The following is an 8857-nucleotide window of genomic DNA, read 5'->3' on the forward strand; positions in this document are numbered from 1 at the left end:
CGCGCGGTCAGCGGAGCTCCGGGTGGTGAGCAGGTGTGGGCGTTCTTCGATGAAACTCGTAGTCGCCAATCCGGCACGGAATGCCGGGTCGTCCAGCACCGCTTGGAGGAAGGGGATGTTGGTCGCCAGGCCACGGATGCGGAATTCCGCGACGGCCCGGCGCGCCCGGGCGACCGCGGTATCGAAGTCCTGGCCACGGCAGGTCAGTTTCACCAGCATCGAGTCGAAGTAGGCGCCGATTTCCGCGCCGACGTGGGCGCCTCCGTCCAGCCGTACTCCTGCCCCGCCCGGGCTGCGGTAGGCGGTGATGCGGCCGGTGTCGGGACGGAAGTCGTTGGCCGGGTCCTCGGTGGTGATGCGACATTGCAGCGCCGCGCCCCGAATTCGCACTGTTTCCTGACTGAGGCCGAGATCATCGAGGGATTCACCGGCGGCGATGCGCAGCTGGGCTTGGACCAGATCGACGTCGGTGATCTCCTCGGTCACTGTGTGTTCGACCTGGATGCGGGGGTTCATCTCGATGAAGACATGGTTGCCGCGTTCGTCGAGCAGGAATTCCACGGTGCCCGCGCAGGTGTAGCCGATCTGCCGGGCGAAGGCGACGGCGTCCGCGCAGATCCGGTCGCGGAGCTCCGGGTCCAGATTCGGGGCGGGGGCGAGTTCGATGACCTTCTGGTGCCGGCGCTGCAGGGAGCAGTCGCGTTCGAACAGGTGCATGACATTGCCCTGGGTATCGGCCAGGATCTGCACTTCGATATGTCGCGGGTTGACCACGGCTTGTTCGAGGAACACCGTCGGATCACCGAACGCCGACTCCGCCTCGCGGGAGGCGGCCTCTATGGCTTCTCGCAGGCCGGCCGGTTCGGCGACACGTCGCATCCCGCGGCCTCCGCCGCCGGCGACAGCCTTGACGAACACCGGGAACTCCATCGACGCGGCAGCCGTCAGTAGCTCTTCCACATCCGCCGAGGGAGCGCTCGAGTCGAGGACCGGCAGCCCGGCTGCTTTCGCGGCCGCCACCGCCCGCGCCTTGTTTCCGGTCAACTCCAAGACCTGGGCCGAAGGACCGACAAAAGTGATACCGGCGTCAGCGCACGCCGCGGCCAGCCCAGGGTTTTCCGACAGGAACCCGTACCCCGGGTAGATGGCGTCCGCACCGGCCGCGACCGCGGTGGCGACGATGTCGGAGATCGAGAGATACGCGCGGACAGGATGTCCTTCTTCGCCGATCTGGTAGGACTCATCGGCCTTGTGCCGGTGCGGTGAGTTGCGGTCCTCATGGGGGAATACCGCGACCGTGCCGATGCCGAGCTCATAGGCGGCGCGGAACCCGCGGATGGCGATCTCGCCGCGATTGGCTACCAGGATCTTGGAAAACATATCGGTCGACCTCGTCGGGTATTCGGGCGCGCGGCGGTGACCGCGGCGAGTAACGGAATCGACGGCTCGCACACCTCGTGCGAGCCGTCGACGGCGGGTTGCGAAGTGTCAGGCCACGACCGGGCGCTGGGAGACACCGACGTATTCGCTCAGCGGCCGGATCAGCGCGTTCGATTCACCCTGTTCGATGATGTGGGCGGTCCAGCCGGTGATCCGACTCATCACGAAGATCGGGGTGAAGACCTCGATATCGAATCCGAGCAGGTGGTAGGCCGGGCCGGTCGGGAAGTCGAGGTTCGGTTTGATCCCAGTGGCGTCGTCCATCGTCTTCTCGAGGACCTCGTACATCCGCACCCACTTCTGCCCACCGGTGACAGCGGCGATATCCAGGAACGCCTGCTTCATGGTGGGCACCCGGGAGTCACCGTTCTTGTAGACCCGGTGACCGAAGCCCATCACCTTTTCCTTCTTCGCCAGCTTCTCGCGCAACCACTCCTCGGCCAGGGCCGGATCGTCGATCTCGAGCATGTGATGCATAACGGCCTCGTTTGCACCACCGTGCAGCGGGCCCTTGAGCGCGCCGATTGCAGCGGTGACCGCGCTGTAGATATCCGACAGCGTCGAGGTCACCACCCGCGCGGCGAAGGTCGAGGCGTTGAAACTGTGCTCGGCATACAGGATCAGCGAGACCTCGAACGCCTTCACCAACTCGGGCGCCGGGACTCTACCGAAGCACATGTTCAGAAAGTTCTCGGCATACCCCATATGAGAATGCGGCGCGATGGGGTCCAGGCCGTGCCGGCGGCGGTGATCGGCCGCGACGATCGTCGGCAGCACCGCGAACATCCGCAACGACTTGGCACGATTGGCATTCGCCGAATCATCGTCCTCGGCGGGGTCCTCGGCGCCGAGGTAGCTGATGGCCGTCCGGACCACATCCATCGGATGACACGTGTCGGGCATTTTCGCCACCAACGACAGAAGCGACCGATCGGCGCGACGAGCGGCACGTTCCTGCTGCTGGAAGCGTTCCAGTTCGGCATCGGTGGGCAACTCGCCGTACCAGAGCAGATAGGCGACCTGCTCGAAGGTGCAGTGCGCGGCCAGATCCTGCACGGCATAGCCGCGGTAGGTCAGCGAGTTCGTTTCCGGCACCACTTTCGAGACGGCGGTGGTGTCGACGACGACGCCCGCCAATCCCTTGTAGATGGTCGGTATCGCGGTCTCCGTCATCACTGGTTCCTTCCCAGAGTGAAATTGAAGATGTCGGAATCGAATTCGTTGTAACGCTCGTACTGCAGCAACTCATAGAGCCGACTCCGATGCTGCATCCGGTCCAGCAGACCGGATTGCGTGCCCTCCGCGTAGATTTCGCGCAGGCCCGCTTCCGCGGCAAACATCGCCAGGCGCAGAGTCGAGACGGGGTAGATGATCGCGTTGTAGCCGATCTTTTCCAGCGTCGCGGCCGACAGCAGTTCGGATTTCCCGAATTCGGTCATATTCGCCAGCAACGGTGTGGATACCGCGGCACGGAATTTCTCGAAGTCATCCGCGGTGTGCAGCGCTTCGGTGAAAATGAGATCCGCGCCCGCCTCGGCATAGGCCTGGGCCCGCTCGATCGCCGCATCGATACCTTCGATACCCGCCGCGTCGGTCCGCGCGCAGATCACGAAGTTCGGATCGCGGCGAGTCGAGACCGCCGCCCGCAACCGGCGGACCATCTCGTCGGCCGGCACCACGGCTTTGCCGTCGAGGTGACCACACCGCTTGGGGTTGACCTGATCTTCGAGGTGACAGCCGGCGATACCGGCATCCTCGAGCACAGTCACCGTCCGTGCGGCGCTCATCGGCTCACCGAATCCGGTGTCGGCGTCGATCAGCACCGGCAGATCGGTGACCCGGGCGATCTGGTGCCCGCGACCGGAGGCCTCCGTGAGGGTGGTCAGGCCGATATCGGGCAGCCCGAGATCGGCGGAGAGCACCGCACCGGAGACGTAGACCCCTTCGAAACCGATCTCCTGGATCAGTTTCGCGACCAGCGGATTGAACGCGCCGGGCAATCGTTGGATGCGGCCGGATTCGAGGCCGGTGCGGAAGGCAGCGCGCTTGTCGGCGGCCGAGGTGGAGGCGGCGAGTAGACCGGTCATCAGAACAGTCCCTTCGGGGAACGGGGCGCGCGGGCGAGCACATCCGGCGAGACGGTGAAGGTGAGCTCCGACAACTCACCCGCGGACAGCTCGCCCGCGCGCTGGACCACCTCGAGGAAGCGGTCCTGCTCGGCGGGCTCGACGACGCCCTCGGCGAGGGTGCGGAATTTGGCGATGTACTGGTCGCGGGCGAAGGGCCGTGCGCCCAGCGGGTGGGCGTCGGCGATGGCGAGTTCGTCGACGATCACCTCACCGCTCTTCAGGGTGACCTCGGCGCGGGCGCCGAACGCCTTCTCCGCCGGGTCGGTCGAGTGGTAGCGGCGGGTCCACTCCGGATCCTCGGCGGTGGAGATCTTGCGCCACAGCTCCACGGTCTCCGGGCGCTGCGCCCGCTCCGGCGCATAGGAGCGTTCGTGATGCCAGGTGCCGTCCTCCAGGGCGACCGCGAAGATATAGGGCACCGAGTGGTCGAGGGTTTCGCGCGACGCGGTCGGATCGAATTTCTGCGGATCGTTGGATCCTGTGCCGATCACCACATGGGTGTGATGGCTGGTGTGCAGAACGATCGAGGCGATCTGCCCGAGGTCACCGATCCGGTCTCGCAGCCGCCGGGCCAGATCGATCGGCGCCTGGCTTTGATACTCCGCGGAATGCTCCTTGGTGTAGGAGTCCAGGATCGCCTGCTTGGCTTCGCCCGGTCCGGGCAGCGGCACCGAGTACTCGGTCTTCGGACCGCCCAGCAGCCAGGCGATCACCCCGTCCTCGCCTTCCCAGATCGGCGACGGCGCGCTCTCACCGCGCATCGCCCGGTCCACGGCCTCCACGGCCATCTTCCCGGCGAACGCGGGAGCGTAAGCCTTCCAGCTCGAAATCTCGCCCTTGCGCGACTGACGGGTGGCGGTGGTGGTGTGCAACGCCTGGCCGATGGCCTGGTAGACGGTCTCGGCGTCGAGTCCGAGCAGGGTGCCGATACCGGCGGCGGCCGAGGGGCCCAGGTGGGCTACATGGTCGATCTTGTGTTCGTGCAGGCAGATGGACCGCACCAGATCGATCTGGATCTCGTAGCCGGTGGCCAGCCCCCGGATGAGATCGCGGCCGCCGCGTCCGGCGTGCTGGGCCACCGCCAGAATCGAGGGAATGTTGTCGCCGGGGTGGGAGTACTCGGCGGCCAAGAACGTATCGTGGAAATCGAGCTCGCGCACGGCCACGCCGTTGGCCCAGGCCGCCCATTCCGGCGAGTACCGGCCGTCCACCCCGAATACCGTCGCGCCGGGAGTGTACGGATGCGCGAGCGCCTGAGCGCGGGCGTTGGCCACCGGACGCCGGGTCACCGACGCCAGGGCCACCGCGGCGTTGTCGATGATCCGGTTGACGATCATCTCCTCGGTCTCCGGGGCGACCTCCACCGGATCCGTCGCGACCTCCGCGATCCGCCACGCCAGATGCTGCTCGCGGGGGAAATGCTCCGCGGAACGATGGGTACGGACGAGATGATTCTTCACAGTCTCCGGCCTCCAGGGATCGATGCGATTCGCTTCGATTCGCACGCTACGGACGCAACGGAGCTGCCGGAATCCGTTGCAAATGCGTATTTTGTGGAGCCCGACCTGCAAAATTGCGGAGTTTGTGGAGGGCATCGCGTGCCGGCGGTGTCGGCCGACCGGGCATCGGGTTCGGCACAGCGACCACCCACGTTCTCGCCCTGCTCGATGCACTCGGGGTCCTGATGGCGATGCCCTACCCCGTGGTCATCGGATCCAGCGGGAAAGCTGTCAACGCGCTGTTCGCGGACTATCCGACCCCTCCGACCCGGCTGGCAGGTCCGCTCGCCGTCGCGGCACCAGCCCCACCACTGCGGGACGCTGCCTGGGCTCAGCGGTGATCCGGACACTCAATGTGTTGCCGACCCTGCACGCCGTGCGCACTGCCGGGGGCTCAGTGGCCGCCCCGGCGCATACTCCGCAGGCCGACCCGATCACCCCTGGCGGGCAACTTCAGCCTTCGGCGGCCGCGGGCGCGTACGGGGTGGTCGCCGGTCGGTTCTCGTCTGCGGCGAGCGGTCGCCCGATCTGCGGGAACGCACGTTGCGGACACGCCGTACGTTCGCATACCCGGCAACCGGCTCCGATCGGCACAGCGGCAGCCGTATCGTGGAGCGGAAGTCCGTGGGAATACACGAGTTTGTCGGCGTAGGCAAGATCACAACCGAGTCCGACAGCGAAGTCTCGCGAGGGCGCCAGGTAGCCCGGGCTGCTCTCGCCCGTGGTCCGTGCCAACCACAGATAGGTGCGCCCGTCGGGCATCTCCGCGATCTGTGTGCGGATCCGGCCCGGCGTCGCGAACGCGTCGTGTACCACCCACAGCGGGCAACTGCCCCCGGCCCGGGAGAAATGAAACGCCGTAGCGGACTGCCGTTTCGAGATATTGCCCGCCCGATCGGTACGGACGAAGAAGAACGGCACACCACGCTGCCCACGCCGCTGCAACGTCGACAATCGATGGCATACAGTTTCGAAACCGACCTCGAACTGGGCAGCGAGCAGATCGATGTCGTAGTGCAGAGTCTCGGCCGCGTTCAGGAACAGCGCGTAGGGCAAGATCAACGCGCCCGCGAAGTAATTGGCCAGTCCGATCCGCAGCAACCGACGCGATTCCGCAGGAAAGGCAGCGCTCTCGGCGAGCAGATCATCGATCGCCCCCGATTGGGTAAGAAACGCCAGCTGCGTGGCCAACTGGAACGCCCGCTGCCCAGCGGTCAGGCGACGCGCGAGGGTGAGCGTCCGTTTCTCCGGATCATAGAGCCGTTTGGGACCGGGCCGGACCGGGTCTTCCGAGCGAATCAAGACCTTCACATCGTGCTCGGCGTGCAGCAGGTGGGCCAGTTGCAGATCCAGTCCACCGAGCGTGAACCCGCACCGCGTGAACAGACCCTCGGCGGCGGCGTCCAAGGCCGGGATGTGATTGCGGCGGTCATAGAAGAAATCACGAACATCCTCGTAGGGCATCGCCGTCCGCGGATCGACCACCGGCGATTCCAGCCCCGCGGTCAGCTGCTCAAGCTGGCCGTTGGCAACCCGCAACCGGCGATGCTGACTGATCAACAACCGCGCCGCCGCCGGCACCCGCGATAGAAGATCATCGAGCTCACTGCCACCCACCGAGCTGGCCTCCGGATCCTCGGCGAACGCCTCCTGCAGATCCGCCAGCAGCCGCGCATCGGTCTCCGGCGCGAAGAAACCCACCTCCAAATCGAAGGTCGATGTCAACCGCATCAGCACCGGCACCGTCAACGGCCGCTGATCATTCTCCAGCTGATTGACATAACTCAGCGACAACCCGAGAGCCTTGGCCAGCCCGGACTGAGACAACCCCCGCTGCTCACGCAACACCCGCAACCGAGCACCCGCATACATCTTCTCCACCAGCCGACCCCTATCCCGCAACGTTCGAGCCGATAATCGGCCACAGACCGAACCTGCTGCAACCGCACCGGATGCACTGGACCGGGACACTACCCCGACCAGCACCGAGCCTTGCCCGGCAGCGCATCGAGTGGGCCGTCGAACACCGACCGACCGAGCTGCGAGACCGTGCCGATCGCTTGCGGCAGCCACAGTTCGACGGCCCTGGAAACCCCGAAAGTGATGACGTGATGCATACCCGTCGTCGGCAATGAACAGCCCTCGCCCGTTCTTGCATGCACGACGACTACGCATCCAGACCTTCCCCGAATGCGTAGATATCGGCCGCCGACCAGCAGCGCATGCTCCCAGAAACCCATCCCCGCCAGCCTTCCCGTGCTCGACGAGGCCAGCCAAAGCCCATCGCCTGCGCTCGTCAGCACCGTCGATGATCACCACCAGGCCCAAGACGGACAGCCGCACACTATCGAACCGCCGACAGTCCCTGTTCCCGGGTAGTTATTGCACCGGAACGGGGCCGAGTCGAGCTGGGGACGCGCTACCGTGAAAGGTGACGACGGCGCCGACTTGGAGAAGCACCGACGACCCACCAGTCCAAAGCATCACGCCCCGCATCATCGCTCACCCAGACCGCTCCCGATACCGACTTGAAACCGCAGTTCGCGCCCCCGGGCCCCGGCGGGAACGCACCCCGATGGCGGATGCTCTTGTCGATCCAACCGGTAGAACTCGGCCGCGGCAGCTGGTAAATCCTCCCGCCAACGGTGCGCCTGCTGAGAAGGCGCACCGTGGCGGCGGTGGACCGGTGCCGTCCGAGAGGTCCGCTTCGAGCAAAGGCACCCCAAACGGCCTGTACGGCATCGCGGTCCGCGGCCTGGGCCCTGTAGCTACGCCGACCGAGGTTGCCGGATTGACCGTGATCGCCGAACCTGACGGGACCGAGGTCCGGCCGAGCTCAGCCCGGCGAGACGGGCGGCCGATCAACGACATTTCGAGAACGGAGAGCCGGTCCCGCGCCGGTGCTTTCCCTGGTCCGGGAAGCGGATTCGGTGCCGTCGTGGTGATGGTGTCGGAGGTTCGATCCCCACGGCCTCAATGTTCGCTCATAATTTGCTAGTCGAGTTGCGGCATCCGTAAAGTGTTGCGTACTAGGCAACAAGACGCAGTCTTGCGCATAGCCATTGACGGTCAAGTGGGTTCGGGTTTCGACCGTCGACCCCCGGAAGATCGATCGTTGTACCTGGTGGGGCTGCCTGCCCTACGCCGCATGGGGACATATGTGGTGTCCCGACAACAGATGACGAAGGAGACCAGCGCACATGGGTTCACCCGCTACTGACCTGCTCATCTCGGACCAGGCCGGGGCGCGCCGCAGCTCACCGGAGATACTCGCCGGCCGATACTGTTCAGACGATGAACCGACCACGTTCTTGCCGAAGGTCATCAGCCACCCGCCGTTGGCGTGGTCGCAATGGGAGTCGCCGACCGCATCGGTGACCACAGGCCCGGCGACCACAACCGGCACTGCGCACAGCGAGGCAGGACAAAACCGGTTCGGTGAGCGAGCCGCCAGGATATGGCAACGGCTGACCGCCGGCGTGTAGTAGAGCAGCCGCCGCACTCACGGGGGCCAGGCCCGCGTCGGGTCTCGGTCGACGTGGCGCCCACACGTCAGCACGGTAATCCGCTCGGCCCACTCGCCGCCGCCTACGGATTGGTATCACCGTTCCTACGAATTTGGTTGACGCCGCGAGTTATTCGTACTCCAATGGCCTGCTAAAGAATCCAGGTCAGTGCCGCCCGGCAGTCGTCGGTCCGGTCTTCCGGGTCGGTGCACTGGCGGCGTCTTTCATTCCAGTGCGCGGCTCGCGCTGGCGCTGCGCGTCGCCGCGGGGCTCGCCGCCGCGG

Annotated in this window: 6 protein-coding genes; 1 reads left to right on the top strand and 5 read right to left on the bottom strand. The window is 65.8% G+C overall.

The genetic code is table 11. The features are described 5' to 3' along the window. From NGR01S_RS29610 to prpD, 4 genes are all read right to left on the bottom strand, one after another. Positions 1-1380 (bottom strand): ATP-binding protein (locus tag NGR01S_RS29610; protein WP_157107513.1); only part of this gene is annotated, 1380 nt, incomplete at its 3' end. Between the two features lie 108 nt (positions 1381-1488). Then, positions 1489-2613 carry a bifunctional 2-methylcitrate synthase/citrate synthase gene (locus NGR01S_RS29615; RefSeq protein WP_063042706.1) on the bottom strand — a complete coding sequence of 375 codons (1125 nt, stop codon included), beginning with the start codon at positions 2611-2613 and terminating at the stop codon, positions 1489-1491. Then, entirely contained in the window at positions 2613-3527 is a 915-nt protein-coding gene (gene prpB, locus NGR01S_RS29620; protein WP_063042708.1) for a methylisocitrate lyase, read from the bottom strand. The genes NGR01S_RS29615 and prpB overlap by 1 nt, the downstream gene beginning before the upstream one ends. Further along, positions 3527-5029, bottom strand: a complete 1503-nt coding sequence (gene prpD, locus NGR01S_RS29625; protein ID WP_063042710.1) for a 2-methylcitrate dehydratase PrpD — start codon at positions 5027-5029, stop codon at positions 3527-3529. Before prpD ends, prpB begins: the two co-directional genes overlap by 1 nt. Positions 5030-5151: 122 nt before the next feature. On the opposite strand from prpD, the gene NGR01S_RS29630 reads away from it, so the two are divergent. Further along, the gene (locus NGR01S_RS29630; protein ID WP_063042712.1) at positions 5152-5409 is read left to right on the top strand and encodes a pterin-binding domain-containing protein; all 258 of its coding nucleotides are present in this window, start codon (positions 5152-5154) and stop codon (positions 5407-5409) included. A 112-nt stretch (positions 5410-5521) separates the two neighbouring features. Here NGR01S_RS29630 and NGR01S_RS29635 read toward each other — a convergent pair whose 3' ends face one another. Then, positions 5522-6949 carry a short-chain fatty acyl-CoA regulator family protein gene (locus NGR01S_RS29635; RefSeq protein ID WP_063042714.1) on the bottom strand — a complete coding sequence of 476 codons (1428 nt, stop codon included), beginning with the start codon at positions 6947-6949 and terminating at the stop codon, positions 5522-5524. Positions 6950-8857 lie beyond the last annotated feature (1908 nt).

The sequence above is a fragment of the Nocardia grenadensis NBRC 108939 genome (assembly GCF_001613445.1).
Lineage (GTDB): Bacteria > Actinomycetota > Actinomycetes > Mycobacteriales > Mycobacteriaceae > Nocardia > Nocardia grenadensis.